The following is a 15,854-nucleotide window of genomic DNA, read 5'->3' as shown; positions in this document are numbered from 1 at the left end:
GACTGACCCCCGATATGGGACTGAGCCCCGGAAGGGGACAGAGGAGCCACTGAGCATGGGACTCGAAGAGAAACTGCCGAGCGGATTCCTGCTGACCACCGTCGAGCAGGCCGCAGGGTGGGTGCGCAAGGCATCCGTCTTCCCCGCCACGTTCGGCCTCGCGTGCTGCGCCATCGAGATGATGACGACCGGCGCCGGGCGCTACGACCTGGCGCGCTTCGGCATGGAGGTCTTCCGCGGCTCACCGCGGCAGGCGGACCTGATGATCGTGGCCGGGCGCGTGAGCCAGAAGATGGCGCCCGTCCTGCGGCAGGTCTACGACCAGATGCCCAACCCCAAGTGGGTGATCTCCATGGGGGTTTGCGCGTCTTCCGGCGGCATGTTCAACAACTACGCGATCGTCCAGGGCGTGGACCACGTCGTCCCGGTCGACATCTATCTGCCCGGCTGTCCGCCCCGGCCCGAGATGCTGATGGACGCGATTCTCAAACTGCACCACAAGATCCAGAACACCAAGCTCGGCGTGAACGCCGAGGAAGCGGCCCGCGAGGCGGAGGAAGCGGCCCTCAAGGCGCTCCCCACCATCGAGATGAAGGGGCTGCTGCGGTGACCGACGCGAACGACAGCACCACCGGCGGGGCCAACCCCGAGAAGGACCTCCAGGCCTCCAACCTCCCCGGCCAGCGCGGCGAGCGCGGCGAGGAGATCCGCGTCCAGCGCGGCATGTTCGGCGCCGACAACGGCGGCGACACCTCCGGCTACGGCGGCCTGATCCGCTCCATCCGGCTCCCCGGCCCCTCCAACCGCCCCTACGGCGGCTGGTTCGACGAGGTCGCCGACGAACTGGAGGGCGCCCTGGAGGAACAGGGCCTCGTCCCCGAGAACGCCATCGAGAAGACGGTCGTCGACCGCGGCGAGCTGACCTTCCACATCGCGCGCGAGCACCTCGTCCGGGTGGCCCGGACCCTGCGGGACGACCCGGCGCTGCGCTTCGAGCTGTGCACCGGCGTGTCCGGCGTGCACTTCCCCGGCGACAAGGGCCGCGAGCTGCACGCCGTCTACCACCTGCGCTCGCTCACCCACAACCGCCTGCTCCGCCTGGAGGTCAGCGCCCCGGACGCCGACCCGCACGTGCCGTCCCTCGTCGCCGTCTACCCGACGAACGACTGGCACGAGCGCGAGACCTATGACTTCTTCGGCCTGATCTTCGACGGCCACCCCGCACTCACGCGGATCATGATGCCGGACGACTGGCAGGGCTTCCCGCAGCGGAAGGACTACCCGCTCGGAGGCATTCCCGTCGAGTACAAGGGCGCCCAGATCCCGGCTCCGGACCAGCGGAGGTCGTACAGCTGATGAGCACTCCTTCTGCATCCGCCTCCTCCGCCTCCGCGCGCGAGACCACCGAAGGCACCGTCTACACGGTCACCGGCGGCGACTGGGACGAGGTCGCCAAGTCCGCGGTCGAGGCCGACGACGAGCGCATCGTCGTGAACATGGGCCCGCAGCACCCCTCCACGCACGGCGTGCTCCGGCTCATCCTGGAGATCGAGGGCGAGACGGTCTCCGAGGCCCGCTGCGGCATCGGCTACCTCCACACGGGCATCGAGAAGAACCTCGAATACCGCACCTGGACCCAGGGCACCACGTTCGTCACGCGCATGGACTATCTGACGCCGTTCTTCAACGAGACGGCGTACTGCCTGGCCGTGGAGAAGCTGCTCGGCATCGAGGACCAGATCCCCGACCGGGCGACGATCCTGCGCGTGCTCCTGATGGAGCTGAACCGGATGTCCTCGCACCTGGTGTGCATCGCCACCGGCGGCATGGAGCTGGGCGCCACCACGATCATGATCTACGGCTTCCGCGACCGTGAACTCATCCTCGACATCTACGAGCTGATCACCGGCCTGCGCATGAACCACGCGTACATCCGGCCCGGCGGACTCGCCCAGGACCTGCCGCCCGGCGCGGTGGACCAGATCCGCGAGTTCGTGAAGAAGATGAAGAAGAACCTCCCCGAGTACGACAAGCTCGCCACCGGGAACCCCATCTTCAAGGCCCGCATGCAGGACGTCGGCTACCTGGACCTGACCGGCTGCATGGCCCTCGGCGCCACCGGCCCGATCCTGCGCTCCGCCGGGCTCCCGCACGACCTGCGCAAGAGCCAGCCGTACTGCGGCTACGAGACCTACGACTTCGAGGTCCCGACCGCCGACACCTGCGACTCCTACGGGCGCTTCCTCATCCGCCTGGAGGAGATGCGCCAGTCGCTGCGCATCGTCGAGCAGTGCCTGGACCGGCTGCGGCCGGGGCCGGTCATGGTCGCCGACAAGAAGATCGCCTGGCCCGCCCAGCTCGCGCTCGGCCCCGACGGCCTCGGCAACTCGCTCGACCACATCAAGAAGATCATGGGCACCTCCATGGAGGCCCTGATCCACCACTTCAAGCTGGTGACGGAGGGCTTCCGGGTGCCACCGGGCCAGGCCTACACCGCCGTGGAGTCCCCCAAGGGCGAACTCGGCGTGCACGTCGTCTCCGACGGCGGCACCCGCCCCTATCGGGTGCACTTCCGCGACCCGTCCTTCACCAACCTTCAGGCCATGGCGGCGATGTGCGAGGGCGGCCAGGTCGCCGACGTCATCGTCGCCGTCGCGTCCATCGACCCCGTGATGGGAGGCGTCGACCGGTGACAGAAGCATCGCCGACGAGCCTGGGGATGCCCCAACTCCCCGCCCCCGACTACCCGGCCGACGTACGGGCCCGGCTCGAAGCGGACGCCAAGGAGGTCATCTCCCGCTATCCGGACTCCCGCTCCGCGCTGCTGCCGCTGCTGCACCTGGTGCAGTCGGAGGAGGGGTACGTCACGCGCACCGGGATGCGGTTCTGCGCGGAGGTGCTCGGCCTGACCACAGCCGAGGTCACGGCCGTGGCGACCTTCTACACCATGTACCGGCGGAAGCCCTCCGGCGACTACCAGGTCGGCGTGTGCACCAACACGCTCTGCGCGGTCATGGGCGGCGACGCCATCTTCGAGGCCCTCCAGGAGCACCTGGGCGTCGGCAACGGCGGGACCACCGAGGACGGCAAGGTGACGCTCGAGCACATCGAGTGCAACGCCGCCTGCGACTTCGCGCCCGTGGTGATGGTCAACTGGGAGTTCTTCGACAACCAGACCCCGCAGAGCGCCAAGCGCCTCGTCGACGACCTGCGCGCGGGCGTCAAGGCCGAGCCGACCCGCGGCGCCCCGCTGTGCACCTTCAAGGAGACGGCCCGCATCCTCGCGGGCTTCCCCGACGAGCGCCCCGGAGCCGTCGAGGCCACCGGCGGCGCGGGCCCCGCCTCGCTGATCGGGCTGCGCCTGGCCAAGGGCGAGGCCGCCCCCGCGCGCGTGGTCCATCCGCGCGCGGGCGGACCGGAGGGCACCCAGCCGCACGATCCGTCGCCCAGCGAGCACCTCAGCTCGCACGACGCGCCGCAGAGGACCTCGGCATCCGACCCCTCGCACTCCGCGGGCCCGGTCGGCGAGGACCGCGAGGAGGGGGAGTGATGACCTTGGCCGCCGAGATCAACGAGACCAGCCCGGAGAAGCTGCTCGCCCCGGTCCTCTCGGCCTTCTGGGACCAGGAGAAGCCCTGGACGCTCGACGTCTACCGGCGCCACGACGGCTACGAGGGCCTGCGCAAGGCCCTCGCGATGGAACCGGACGACCTCATCGCCTATGTGAAGGAATCCGGGCTCCGCGGGCGTGGCGGCGCGGGCTTCCCCACCGGCATGAAGTGGCAGTTCATTCCGCAGGGCGACGGCAAGCCGCACTATCTAGTTGTCAACGCCGACGAATCGGAGCCCGGGACCTGCAAGGACATCCCGCTCCTCTTCGCGAACCCGCATTCCCTCATCGAGGGCATCGTGATCGCCTGCTACGCGATCCGTTCGTCGCATGCCTTCATCTATCTGCGTGGTGAGGTCGTCCCCGTGCTGCGGCGGCTGCACGAGGCCGTGCGCGAGGCATACGCGGCGGGCTATCTGGGCGAGAACATCCTGGGCAGCGGACTCGATCTCGAACTCACCGTGCACGCGGGCGCGGGCGCGTACATCTGCGGTGAGGAGACCGCGCTGCTCGACTCGCTCGAAGGCCGCCGTGGCCAGCCGCGACTCCGTCCCCCTTTCCCCGCGGTCGCGGGCCTCTACGCGTGCCCCACTGTTGTCAATAACGTCGAGTCCATCGCGTCGGTTCCCGCGATCCTGCATCGCGGAAAAGACTGGTTCAAGTCGATGGGGAGCGAGAAGTCCCCGGGCTTCACGCTCTATTCGCTCAGCGGGCACGTCGCGTCGCCCGGCCAGTACGAGGCGCCCCTCGGCATCACGCTGCGCCAGCTGCTCGACATGAGCGGCGGCATGCGGCCCGGGCACCGCCTCAAGTTCTGGACGCCGGGCGGCTCTTCGACGCCGATGTTCACCGACGAGCACCTCGACGTGCCGCTCGACTACGAGGGTGTCGGCGCCGCCGGGTCCATGCTCGGCACCAAGGCCTTGCAGTGCTTCGACGAGACCACGTGCGTGGTGCGCGCGGTGACGCGCTGGACCGAGTTCTACGCCCACGAGTCCTGCGGCAAGTGCACGCCGTGCCGCGAAGGGACGTACTGGCTCGTGCAGTTGCTGCGCGACATCGAGGCGGGCAAGGGCGTGATGGCCGACCTCGACAAGCTGAACGACATCGCCGACAACATCAACGGCAAGTCCTTCTGCGCCCTCGGCGACGGCGCCGCCTCGCCGATCTTCTCCTCGCTCAAGTACTTCCGCGAGGAGTACGAGCAGCACATCACCGGCAGGGGCTGCCCCTTCGACCCCGCCAAGTCGACGCTCTGGGCCGACAGGCCCCTCAAGAGCACGGAGGTGAACGCATGACAGTACTTCAGCCGTCCAGCGGCTCCGCCGCGGGCGAACAGCGTCCCTCCGGGGGCGGGGAGGCGGCCGTCCCGCCGGAGGACCTGGTCACGCTGACGATCGACGGCATCGAGATCAGCGTCCCCAAGGGGACCCTGGTCATCCGCGCCGCCGAGCTGCTCGGCATCGAGATCCCGCGCTTCTGCGACCACCCGCTGCTCGACCCCGCCGGCGCCTGCCGCCAGTGCATCGTCGAGGTCGAGGGCCAGCGCAAGCCGATGGCGTCCTGCACGATCACCTGCACCGACGGCATGGTCGTCAAGTCGCAGCTGACGTCGCCGGTCGCCGAGAAGGCCCAGCACGGCGTGATGGAGCTGCTGCTCATCAACCACCCGCTGGACTGCCCGGTCTGCGACAAAGGCGGCGAGTGCCCCCTCCAGAACCAGGCCATGTCGCACGGCAACGCCGAGTCCCGCTTCGAGGGCAGCAAGCGCACCTTCGAGAAGCCGGTGCCGATCTCCACGCAGGTGCTGCTGGACCGCGAGCGCTGCGTGCTGTGCGCCCGCTGCACCCGCTTCTCCAACCAGATCGCGGGCGACCCCATGATCGAACTCCTTGAGCGGGGCGCGCTCCAGCAGGTGGGCACTGGAGAGGGCGACCCCTTCGCGTCGTACTTCTCCGGGAACACCATCCAGATCTGCCCGGTGGGAGCGCTCACGTCGCACGCCTACCGCTTCCGGTCGCGCCCCTTCGACCTGGTCTCCTCGCCGTCCGTGTGCGAGCACTGCGCGGGCGGCTGCGCGACCCGCACCGACCACCGGCGCGGCAAGGTCATGCGGCGGCTCGCCCAGGACGACCCCGAGGTCAACGAGGAGTGGATCTGCGACAAGGGGCGCTTCGCCTTCCGGTACGCGCAGAAGCCGGACCGCCTGACCACGCCGCTGGTGCGGAACGCCTCATCGGGCGCGCTCGAACCGGCCAGCTGGCCCGAGGCCCTGGAGGCGGCCGCACGCGGCCTCGCCGCCGCGCGCGGGCGGGCCGGTGTCCTCACCGGCGGGCGCCTCACCGTGGAGGACGCCTACGCGTACAGCAAGTACGCGCGCGTGGCCCTCGACACGAACGACATCGACTTCCGCGCGCGGGTGCACTCGGGTGAGGAGGCCGACTTCCTCGCGGCCCGTGTCGCCGGGCGCGGCCGGGACCTCGACGGCACGGGCGTCACGTACACCGCCCTGGAGAAGGCGCCCGCCGTCCTGCTCGTCGGCATCGAGGCCGAGGAGGAGGCGCCCGGCGTCTTCCTGCGCCTGCGCAAGGCGTGGCGCAAGCACGGCCAGCGCACGTACGCCGTCGCCACGCACGCCACGCGGGGCCTGGAGAAGGCGGGCGGCACGCTCCTCGCCGCCGCGCCCGGCACGGAGACCGAGTGGCTGGACGCGCTCGCCGCCGGGGTCGGCCTGGAGGACGACGGCGCGCAGGCCGCCGAGGCACTGCGCGCCGACGGCGCGGTCATCGTCGCGGGAGAGCGGCTCGCGGCCGTGCCCGGCGCGCTCACCGCCGCCGTGCGGGCCGCGTCCGCGACCGGCGCGTCCCTGGTGTGGATCCCGCGCCGCGCGGGCGAGCGCGGCGCGGTGGAGGCCGGCGCGGTGCCGTCGCTGCTCCCCGGGGGCCGCCCGGCCACCGACCCGCGCGCGCGGGAGGAGGTCGCGGCCGCCTGGGGCGTGGCCGAACTCCCGCACCGCTACGGCCGGGACACCGGCCAGATCGTGGAGGCCGCCGCGACGGGCGAGCTGAGCGCCCTTCTCGTGGGCGGCGTCGAGGTCGCCGACCTGCCCGACCCGTCACGCGCGCGTGAGGCGCTCGACGCGGTCGGCTTCCTGGTGTCGCTCGAACAGCGCCCGAGCGAGGTGACCGAGCGCGCCGACGTGGTCCTCCCGGTGGCCGCCGTCGCCGAGAAGCCGGGCACCTTCCTCAACTGGGAGGGCCGGGCCCGGATGTTCGAGGCGGCGCTCAAGCCGGACCAGATGACGCGCCGCCTGGCACCCACGGACGCGCGCGTACTGCACATGCTGGCAGACGCGGGCGACATCCACCTCGGCCTTCCCGACCTGCTGACCGTCCGGCGCGAGCTGGACCGGCTCGGCGGCTGGGACGGGCCGCGCGCGACCGAGCCCCTGGAGACCGCGGTCCAGCTGCCGCGGCCCGCCGCGGGGGAGGCCGTGCTCGCCGGACACCGGCTCCTGCTCGACCGGGGCCGCCTCCAGGAGGGCGACGACGCGCTCGCCGGGACGCGGCACGCGGCGGTGGCCCGGCTCTCGCCTGCCACCGCGGCCGAGGCGGGCGTCAAGGACGGCGACACGCTCGCCGTCACCGGAACCGAAGGGCGGGTCGAACTGCCGCTCGCGGTCACGGAGATGCCCGACCGCGTGGTGTGGCTGCCGCTGAACTCCGTGGCCGGCGGCGTCGCCTCCGCCACGGGGGCGCGGCCGGGCGAGCTGGTCAGGGTCGGCCCCGCTGTCCGCGTCGAGCCCGCCCAGGGCGCCCAGGAGGTGCAGTCATGAGCCCCATGACCCAGCTCGCCGCCGAGGACCTCTCCATGTTCGGCCGCGACCCCTGGTGGCTGGTCGCCGTCAAGGCGGTCTTCTGCTTCGCGTTCCTCGTGGTGTCCGTGCTCTTCGCCATCGTGTGGGAGCGCAAGGTCGTGGCCTGGATGCAGCTGCGCATCGGCCCCAACCGCAACGGCCCCTGGGGCTTCCTCCAGTCCCTCGCGGACGGCATCAAGCTGATGCTCAAGGAAGACCTGATCGTCAAGCGCGCAGACAAGGTGGTCTACATCCTGGCGCCGGTCGTCGCCGCCATCCCCGCCTTCATGGCGATCGCGGTGATCCCCTTCGGGCCTGCGGGCAACGAGGTCTCGATCTTCGGGCACCGCACCACGATGCAGCTCACCGACCTGCCGATCGCGATGCTCTACATCCTCGCGGTCGCCTCGGTCGGCATCTACGGCATCGTCCTCGCGGGCTGGAGCTCCGGCTCCACCTATCCGCTCCTCGGCGGTCTGCGCTCCTGCGCGCAGATGATCTCGTACGAGATCGCGATGGGCGCCGCGTTCGCGTCGGTCTTCCTGTACTCCGGGTCGATGTCCACGTCGGCGATCGTGGAGGCGCAGCAGGAGCGCTGGTACATCGTGCTCCTGCCGGTGTCGTTCCTGATCTACATCGTGACGATGGTCGGCGAGACCAACCGCGCGCCGTTCGACATGCCGGAGTCCGAGGGCGACCTCGTCGGTGGCTTCAACACCGAGTACTCGTCGATCAAATTCGCGATCTTCATGCTCGCCGAGTACATCAACATGATCACCGTCTCGGCCGTGTCCGCGACGCTCTTCCTCGGCGGCTGGCGGGCCCCCTGGCCCATCAGCGGCTTCTGGGAGGGCGCCAACCACGGCTGGTGGCCGATGGCCTGGTTCACGCTCAAGGTGCAGCTGCTGCTGTTCTTCTTCATCTGGCTGCGCGGCACGCTGCCCCGCGTCCGCTACGACCAGCTGATGAAGCTCGGCTGGAAGGTCCTCATCCCGGTGTCGGTGGTGTGGCTGATGCTCGTCGCCACCGTCCGCGCGCTGCGCAACGAGGACTACGACTTCAGCGAGATCGCCCTCTACGTAGGGGGCGGAGTCATCGCGTTGCTCCTGCTCTCCGTCCTGTACGACCTGTTCCGGGACAAGCGCGAGAAGGAGGCCGCGGCCGCCGCCGAGCCCGCGGAGGCCGGCGCCTTCGACCCGATGGCGGGCGGCTTCCCGGTGCCACCGCTGCCCGGACAGACCCTGCCGCCCGTGCCACGACGACGCCCGCGCCACGAGCGGGAGTTGATTGTCAGTGGTGGCCCGGATACTCAAAGTGACGGAAAGGAGGCGTCCGATGGCTGAGCAGTCGAACGCGCCGGACCTGCCGCCGCACGGGCAGCCGCCCGAGCGGCCGCAGAGCCAGGAAGCGGCACAGGCGAACCAGTCGGATCAAGGGTTCCAGAACCCCGTCGCGGGCTTCGCCGTGACCTTCAAGGCCATGTTCAAGAAGCGGCTGACCGAGCAGTATCCGGAGCAGCAGAAGACCACCGCTCCCCGCTTCCACGGCAGGCACCAGCTCAACCGCCATCCGGACGGCCTGGAGAAGTGCGTCGGCTGCGAGCTGTGCGCCTGGGCCTGCCCGGCGGACGCCATCTATGTGGAGGGCGCGGACAACACCGAGGAGGAGCGCTACTCCCCGGGCGAGCGGTACGGCCGCGTCTACCAGATCAACTACGCCCGCTGCATCTTCTGCGGCCTGTGCATCGAGGCGTGCCCCACGCGCGCCCTGACGATGACGAACGAGTTCGAGCTGGCCGACACCAGCCGCCAGAACCTGATCTTCACCAAGGAGCAGCTGCTCGCGGGTCTGGACGAGGGCATGGTCGAAGCGCCCCACGCGATCTACCCCGGCACGGACGAGGGGGACTACTACCGCGGCCTGGTGACGCGGGCCGCGCCCGGCACGGAGCGCCAGACCGCCGCCTCCGAGGGCGAGGCGGCGCCGGAGTCCAGGACCGAGGGGGTGGACGCGTGACCTCCGTCGCGGCCTACGCCACCTCCACGGGCGAGGCCTTCCAGTTCTGGGTGCTCGGCACGGTCGCCGTGATCGGCGCGCTGAGCACGATCCTCATGAAGAGGGCGGTGCACAGCGCCCTCTGCCTGGCCGGGACCATGATCATCCTGGCGGTCTTCTACCTGGCCAACGGCGCGTACTTCCTGGGCATCGTCCAGATCGTCGTCTACACCGGCGCGATCATGATGCTCTTCCTGTTCGTCGTGATGCTCGTCGGCGTCACCGCCGCGGACTCCCTGAAGGAGACCATCAAGGGGCAGCGCTGGCTGGCCGCCCTGTGCGGCACCGGCTTCGCCGTCCTGCTGTTCGCGGGCATCGGCAACGCCTCGGTGAAGGACTTCAACGGCCTCGGCAAGGCCAATGAGGGCGGCAACGTGGAGGGCCTCGCCGCCCTCATCTTCACGAAGTACGTCTTCGCCTTCGAGATCACCGGCGCCCTGCTGATCACGGCGACCGTCGGCGCCATGGTGCTGACCCACCGCGAGCGCACGGAGCGCGCCAAGACCCAGCGCGAGCTGGCCGAGGAGCGCGTGCGCGCCGGCAAGCACCTGCCGCCCCTGCCGGCCCCGGGCGTCTACGCCCGGCACAACGCCGTGGACATCGCGGGCCTGCTCCCCGACGGCACGCCATCGGAGCTGACGGTCAACAAGACCCTCCGGGAGCGCGGCCAGATCCGCGACGTCTCCACCGAGGCCCTGGAGGACCTGCGCGCCCTGGAGCAGCGCTCCACCGACCGCCTGGCCCGCCCCGACCTGCGCCGCACGGACCCCGGGCGCGAGGTGGGCGGCGAGAGGGCCGGGCAGACCGAGGAGGCGTCGAAGTGAATCCGGTCAACTACCTGTATCTGGCGGCCCTGTTGTTCGCCATCGGCGCCACCGGCGTGCTGATCAGGCGGAACGTGATCGTCGTCTTCATGTGCATCGAGCTGATGCTCAACGCCTGCAACCTGGCGTTCGTCGCCTTCTCCCGGCTGCACGGCAATCTGGACGGCCAGATCATCGCCTTCTTCACGATGGTCGTCGCCGCGGCCGAGGTCGTGGTCGGGCTCGCGATCATCGTGTCGCTGTTCCGCTCCCGCCACTCGGCCTCGGTCGACGACGCCAGTCTGATGAAGCTGTAAGGGGTCGCTGAATCGTGGAGAAACTGATTGCGCTGCTCGTCGCGGCGCCTCTGCTCGGAGCGGCCGTCCTGCTGTGCGGCGGGCGCCTGCTCGACCGCGTCGGCCACTGGCTCGGCACCTTGCTCTCGGCCGTCTCCTTCGTCCTCGCCGCGGTGCTCTTCACCGACATGATCGGCAAGGACGCGGAGGACCGCGGCCTGCACCAGCACCTGTTCAGCTGGATCCCGGTCGAGGGCTTCAAGGCCGACGTCGCCTTCCAGCTCGACCAGCTGTCGATGACGTTCGTCCTGCTGATCACCAGCGTCGGCACGCTGATCCACCTGTACTCGGTCGGGTACATGGAGCACGACGAGCGCCGCCGCCGCTTCTTCGGGTATCTGAACCTGTTCCTCGCGGCGATGCTGCTCCTCGTCCTCGCCGACAACTACCTGCTCCTGTACGTCGGCTGGGAGGGCGTCGGCCTCGCCTCGTACCTCCTGATCGGGTTCTGGCAGCACAAGCCAAGCGCGGCCACCGCGGCGAAGAAGGCCTTCCTGGTCAACCGCGTCGGCGACGTGGGCCTCTCGATCGCGATCATGCTGATGTTCACCACCTTCGGGACGTTCGCCTTCGGGCCCGTCCTGGAGTCCGTGGACCAGACGGGCGAGGGCAAGCTCACGGCGATCGGCCTGATGCTGCTGCTCGCGGCGTGCGGCAAGTCCGCGCAGGTGCCGCTCCAGTCCTGGCTCGGGGACGCGATGGAGGGCCCGACCCCCGTCTCCGCCCTGATCCACGCGGCGACGATGGTGACCGCGGGCGTGTATCTGATCGTGCGCTCCGGGGAGATCTTCAACGCCGCCCCGGACGCGCAGCTCGCGGTCGCGGTGGTCGGCGCGGTCACGCTGATCTTCGGTGCGATCGTCGGTTGCGCGAAGGACGACATCAAGAAGGCCCTCGCCGGGTCCACGATGTCGCAGATCGGCTACATGATCCTGGCCGCGGGCCTCGGCCCGATCGGCTACGTCTTCGCGATCATGCACCTGGTGACGCACGGCTTCTTCAAGGCCGGGCTCTTCCTCGGCGCCGGTTCGGTCATGCACGGCATGAACGACGAGGTGGACATGCGGAAGTACGGCGGCCTCAGGAAGTACATGCCGGTGACGTTCGTGACCTTCGGGCTCGGCTATCTCGCGATCATCGGCTTCCCGGGTCTTTCCGGCTTCTTCTCCAAGGACAAGATCATCGAGGCGGCGTTCGCCAAGGGCGGCACGGAGGGCTGGATCCTCGGCTCGGTGGCGCTGCTCGGCGCGGCCATCACGGCGTACTACATGACGCGCGTGATGCTCCTGACCTTCTTCGGCGAGGAGCGCTGGCGCCGCAGCCGGACGCCCTCCCCGCAGGAGCCGAGCGTCGAGCCCGCCGCGGAGACCCGTGGCGAGCACGCGGAGCCGCATCCGCACGAGTCCCCGAAGACCATGACGATCCCGATGATCCTGCTGGCCTTCGGGTCGGTGTTCGCCGGCGGTTTCTTCAGCATCGGCGACCGCTTCCTGAACTGGCTGGAGCCGGTCACGCACCACGACCACGGCGACTCCCCGCTGAGCGCCGCCACGGTCACCGGCGCCACCGTCGTCGTCCTGGTCGTCGGCGTGGCCCTGGCTTGGGCGCAGTACGGGCGCCGGCCGGTCCCGGTCGTCGCCCCGCGCGGCTCGCTGCTCACCCGCGCGGCCCGCCGCGACCTGCTCCAGGACGACTTCAACCACGTGGTCCTGGTGCGCGGCGGCGAGCACCTCACGCGCTCCCTGGTGTACGTCGACCACACCCTGGTCGACGGAGTGGTCAACGGCACGGCGGCCTCGGTCGGCGGGCTCTCCGGGCGCCTGCGCAAGCTCCAGAACGGCTACGCCCGTAGTTACGCGGTCTCGATGTTCGGCGGCGCGGCGGTCCTCATCGCCGCGACGCTGCTGATGAGGGCGGTCTGATACCGATGTCCTTTCCTCTGCTGACAGCGACGGCCGTGGTGCCCGCGGTGGGCGCGATCGCCACGGCGGCCGTACCGGCCGCACGGCGCACCGCCGCCAAGTGGCTCGCGCTCCTCTTCTCGCTGGCCACGCTCGCCCTCGCCATCACGGTGGTCGTCCGGTTCGACCCGGACGGCGACCGGTACCAACTGACCGAGTCGCACTCCTGGATCAAGGACTTCGGGGTGCGGTACGAACTGGGCGTGGACGGCATCGCGGTCTCCCTGATCGCGCTGACCGCCCTGCTGCTGCCCTTCATCATCCTGGCGGGCTGGCACGACGCCGATCCTGAGGAGACGAACAGTAAGCGTTGGCGACCGACGCAGGGCTACTTCGCCTTGATCCTCGCCGTCGAGGCAATGGTGATCCTCTCCTTCGAGGCCACCGATGTGTTCCTGTTCTACGTGTTCTTCGAAGCCATGCTCATCCCGATGTACTTCCTCATCGGCGGCTTCGGAGACCGCGCCGCCCCTGCTCGATATGCCGCTGCCGCGGCGGGGGGCAGCGACGAGAACGCCTCGGCGCAGCGCTCGTACGCAGCGGTGAAGTTCCTGCTCTACAACCTGGTCGGCGGTCTGATCATGCTCGCCGCCGTGATCGGGCTCCACGTGGTCGCGGGGAACTTCTCGGTCCAGGAGATCGCCCAGGCGCGGGCCGACGGCTCGCTTGACATGGCGACCAACACCGAGCGGCTGCTCTTCCTCGGCTTCTTCTTCGCCTTCGCGGTGAAGGCCCCCCTGTGGCCGCTGCACACCTGGCTGCCGAACGCGATGGGGGAGGCCACCGCGCCGGTCGCCGTGCTGATCACGGCGGTGGTCGACAAGGTCGGCACGTTCGCGATGCTGCGCTTCTGTCTCCAGCTCTTCCCGGAGGCCTCGAAGTGGGCGACGCCGGTGATCCTGGTGCTCGCCCTGATCAGCATCATCTACGGCGCGTTGCTCGCCGTCGGCCAGCGCGACATCAAGCGCCTGGTGGCGTACGCGTCGATCTCACACTTCGGGTTCATCGTCCTCGGCATCTTCGCGATGACGTCCCAGGGGCAGTCCGGCGCGACCCTCTACATGGTCAACCACGGCCTGTCGACGGCCGCCCTGATGCTGGTCGCGGGCTTCCTGATCTCGCGCCGCGGCTCGCGTCTGATCGCGGACTACGGAGGGGTGCAGAAGGTCGCCCCGGTGCTCGCGGGCACCTTCCTGGTCGGCGGTCTCGCCACGCTCTCGCTGCCGGGGCTCGCACCGTTCGTCAGCGAGTTCCTGGTCCTGGTCGGCGCGTTCGCGCGCTATCCGGCGGTCGGGATCATCGCGACGCTCGGCATCGTGCTCGCCGCGCTCTACACCCTCGTCCTCTACCAGCGGACGATGACGGGCCCGGTGAAGCCCGAGCTGGCGAAGATGCCGGACCTGCGGGTGCGTGAGCTGGCCGTGGTGGCCCCGCTGATCGCGCTCCTCATCGGCCTCGGCGTGTACCCGAAGCCGGTGGCCGACCTGGTGAACCCGGCGGTCGAGCACACCATGTCCGACGTACAGAAGACAGACCCCGAGCCCGAGGTGGAGGCCGCCAAGTGAGTGCGACAGCCGTCCACAGCCTGTGGACAGTGGCGGCGGAGCCGGTCGACAAGATCGACGCTCCGAAGATCGAGTACGGCCAGCTCGCGCCGACGCTCATCATCATCGGCGCCGCCGTCATCGGAGTGCTCATCGAAGCCTTCGTGCCGCGCAAGTCCCGTTACTACGCCCAACTGTTCGTGTCGGTGGTGGCGCTCGCCGCCGCCTTCGCCGCCGTCGTCGCGCTCGCCTCCGGCGGGTACGGCACCACGAAGGCGCGCATCGCCGCGATGGGCGCCATCGCGGTGGACGGGCCCGCGCTGTTCCTCCAGGGCACCATTCTCCTCGCGGGCCTGGTCGCGATCTTCACCTTCGCGGAGCGGCGCCTGGACCCGGAGGCGCACGGCAACCGCGTCGACTCCTTCGTGGCCCAGGCCGGGGCCGTCCCGGGCGGCGCGGGCGAACAGGCGGCGGTGAAGGCCGGGTTCACCACCACGGAGGTGTTCCCGCTCGCCCTCTTCGCGATCGGCGGCATGCTCGTCTTCCCCGCGGCGAACGACCTCCTGACGCTGTTCATCGCCCTTGAGGTCTTCTCGCTCCCGCTCTACCTGCTGTGCGCGCTCGCCCGCCGCAAGCGCCTCATGTCGCAGGAAGCGGCCGTGAAGTACTTCCTGCTCGGCGCCTTCGCGTCCGCGTTCACCCTCTTCGGCATCGCGCTGGTCTACGGCTACGCGGGCTCGGTGTCGTACGGCACCATCGCCGACGTCGTCGACGGCACGGTCAAGACGGTCGACCCGGCCCTCGCGAACACCATGGGCAACGACGCGCTGCTCCTGATCGGCGCCGCGATGATCGTGATGGGCCTGCTGTTCAAGGTGGGCGCGGTGCCCTTCCACATGTGGACGCCGGACGTCTACCAGGGCGCGCCGACGCCGGTCACCGGCTTCATGGCGGCGGCGACGAAGGTGGCCGCGTTCGGCGCGCTCCTGCGCCTGCTGTACGTGGTGCTGCCCGGCCTTCGCTGGGACTGGCGGCCGGTGATGTGGGGCGTCGCGATCGTCACGATGCTGGGCGGCGCGATCGTCGCGATCACACAGACCGACATCAAGCGGCTCCTCGCGTACTCGTCGATCGCGCACGCGGGCTTCATCCTCGCGGGTGTCATCGCCACCACCGAGGAGGGCGTCTCGTCGGTGCTCTTCTACCTGGGCGCGTACTCGTTCGTGACCATCGGCGCGTTCGCCGTGGTGACGCTGGTGCGGGACGCGGGCGGCGAGGCGACGCACCTGTCGAAGTGGGCGGGGCTCGGGCGCCGCTCGCCGCTGGTCGCCGCGGTCTTCGCGGTGTTCCTGCTCGCCTTCGCGGGCATTCCGCTGACGTCCGGGTTCTCCGGGAAGTTCGCGGTGTTCAAGGCGGCGGCCGAGGGCGGTGCGGGCGCGCTCGTCGTGGTCGGTGTGATCTCGTCGGCGATCGCGGCGTTCTTCTACATCCGGGTGATCGTGCTGATGTTCTTCAGCGAGCCCAAGGCCGACGGCCCGTCGGTGGCCGTGCCGTCACCGCTGACGACGGCGGCGATCGGGATCGGCGTCGCCGTGACGCTGGTGCTCGGTGTGGCGCCGCAGTACTTCCTGGACCTGGCGTACCAGGCGGGCGTGTTCGTGCGCTGACC

General features: G+C 70.0%; 13 protein-coding genes. All 13 read left to right on the top strand.

Annotated elements, in window-relative coordinates:
* Positions 1–55: 55 nt before the first annotated feature.
* Genes AC07GB_RS07870 through nuoN form a run of 13 tightly spaced genes read left to right on the top strand, consistent with a single transcriptional unit; the run spans position 56 to position 15,852 of the window.
* Positions 56–610 (top strand): NuoB/complex I 20 kDa subunit family protein, encoded by a 555-nt coding sequence (locus AC07GB_RS07870; RefSeq protein ID WP_150512514.1) that lies wholly within the window; start codon positions 56–58, stop codon positions 608–610.
* Positions 607–1,356 carry an NADH-quinone oxidoreductase subunit C gene (locus AC07GB_RS07865; protein ID WP_478842638.1) on the top strand — a complete coding sequence of 250 codons (750 nt, stop codon included), beginning with the start codon at positions 607–609 and terminating at the stop codon, positions 1,354–1,356. The genes AC07GB_RS07870 and AC07GB_RS07865 overlap by 4 nt, the downstream gene beginning before the upstream one ends.
* Positions 1,356–2,693 carry an NADH-quinone oxidoreductase subunit D gene (locus tag AC07GB_RS07860; RefSeq protein WP_478842636.1) on the top strand — a complete coding sequence of 446 codons (1,338 nt, stop codon included), beginning with the start codon at positions 1,356–1,358 and terminating at the stop codon, positions 2,691–2,693. Before AC07GB_RS07865 ends, AC07GB_RS07860 begins: the two co-directional genes overlap by 1 nt.
* Positions 2,694–2,719: 26 nt before the next feature.
* Positions 2,720–3,550 (top strand): NADH-quinone oxidoreductase subunit NuoE, encoded by an 831-nt coding sequence (gene nuoE, locus AC07GB_RS07855; protein WP_478842696.1) that lies wholly within the window; start codon positions 2,720–2,722, stop codon positions 3,548–3,550.
* Positions 3,547–4,908 (top strand): NADH-quinone oxidoreductase subunit NuoF, encoded by a 1,362-nt coding sequence (gene nuoF, locus AC07GB_RS07850; protein ID WP_478842634.1) that lies wholly within the window; start codon positions 3,547–3,549, stop codon positions 4,906–4,908. The genes nuoE and nuoF overlap by 4 nt, the downstream gene beginning before the upstream one ends.
* Positions 4,905–7,445: an NADH-quinone oxidoreductase subunit G gene (locus tag AC07GB_RS07845; RefSeq protein ID WP_478842632.1), complete on the top strand. Its 2,541-nt coding sequence runs from the start codon at positions 4,905–4,907 to the stop codon at positions 7,443–7,445. Before nuoF ends, AC07GB_RS07845 begins: the two co-directional genes overlap by 4 nt.
* Positions 7,442–8,809 (top strand): NADH-quinone oxidoreductase subunit NuoH, encoded by a 1,368-nt coding sequence (nuoH, locus tag AC07GB_RS07840; protein WP_478842630.1) that lies wholly within the window; start codon positions 7,442–7,444, stop codon positions 8,807–8,809. The genes AC07GB_RS07845 and nuoH overlap by 4 nt, the downstream gene beginning before the upstream one ends.
* Positions 8,802–9,482, top strand: a complete 681-nt coding sequence (nuoI, locus tag AC07GB_RS07835; protein ID WP_478842628.1) for an NADH-quinone oxidoreductase subunit NuoI — start codon at positions 8,802–8,804, stop codon at positions 9,480–9,482. The genes nuoH and nuoI overlap by 8 nt, the downstream gene beginning before the upstream one ends.
* On the top strand, positions 9,479–10,345 hold the full coding sequence (locus AC07GB_RS07830) for an NADH-quinone oxidoreductase subunit J (RefSeq protein ID WP_478842626.1): 867 nt from the start codon (positions 9,479–9,481) through the stop codon (positions 10,343–10,345). Before nuoI ends, AC07GB_RS07830 begins: the two co-directional genes overlap by 4 nt.
* Positions 10,342–10,641, top strand: a complete 300-nt coding sequence (gene nuoK / locus AC07GB_RS07825; RefSeq protein ID WP_030678055.1) for an NADH-quinone oxidoreductase subunit NuoK — start codon at positions 10,342–10,344, stop codon at positions 10,639–10,641. Before AC07GB_RS07830 ends, nuoK begins: the two co-directional genes overlap by 4 nt.
* 14 nt (positions 10,642–10,655) lie before the next feature.
* Entirely contained in the window at positions 10,656–12,602 is a 1,947-nt protein-coding gene (gene nuoL, locus AC07GB_RS07820; RefSeq protein ID WP_478842624.1) for an NADH-quinone oxidoreductase subunit L, read from the top strand.
* 5 nt (positions 12,603–12,607) lie between these two features.
* Entirely contained in the window at positions 12,608–14,206 is a 1,599-nt protein-coding gene (locus AC07GB_RS07815) for an NADH-quinone oxidoreductase subunit M (RefSeq protein WP_478842622.1), read from the top strand.
* Positions 14,203–15,852, top strand: coding sequence for an NADH-quinone oxidoreductase subunit NuoN (gene nuoN, locus AC07GB_RS07810; protein WP_478842620.1), 1,650 nt, complete (start codon positions 14,203–14,205; stop codon positions 15,850–15,852). Before AC07GB_RS07815 ends, nuoN begins: the two co-directional genes overlap by 4 nt.
* Positions 15,853–15,854: the final 2 nt, after the last annotated feature.

This window comes from Streptomyces sp. NPDC045778, from assembly GCF_056431945.1.
This window is presented reverse-complemented; position numbering and strand designations above follow the sequence as displayed.

Excerpts from the sequence above, each read along its gene's own strand:
- AC07GB_RS07870 (WP_150512514.1), top strand. The coding sequence starts at position 56 with ATGGGACTCGAAGAGAAACTGCCGAGCGGATTCCTGCTGACCACCGTC.
- AC07GB_RS07860 (WP_478842636.1), top strand. The coding sequence starts at position 1,356 with ATGAGCACTCCTTCTGCATCCGCCTCCTCCGCCTCCGCGCGCGAGACC.
- nuoE (WP_478842696.1), top strand. The coding sequence starts at position 2,720 with ATGCCCCAACTCCCCGCCCCCGACTACCCGGCCGACGTACGGGCCCGG.
- AC07GB_RS07845 (WP_478842632.1), top strand. The coding sequence starts at position 4,905 with ATGACAGTACTTCAGCCGTCCAGCGGCTCCGCCGCGGGCGAACAGCGT.
- nuoH (WP_478842630.1), top strand. The coding sequence starts at position 7,442 with ATGAGCCCCATGACCCAGCTCGCCGCCGAGGACCTCTCCATGTTCGGC.
- nuoI (WP_478842628.1), top strand. The coding sequence starts at position 8,802 with ATGGCTGAGCAGTCGAACGCGCCGGACCTGCCGCCGCACGGGCAGCCG.
- AC07GB_RS07815 (WP_478842622.1), top strand. The coding sequence starts at position 12,608 with ATGTCCTTTCCTCTGCTGACAGCGACGGCCGTGGTGCCCGCGGTGGGC.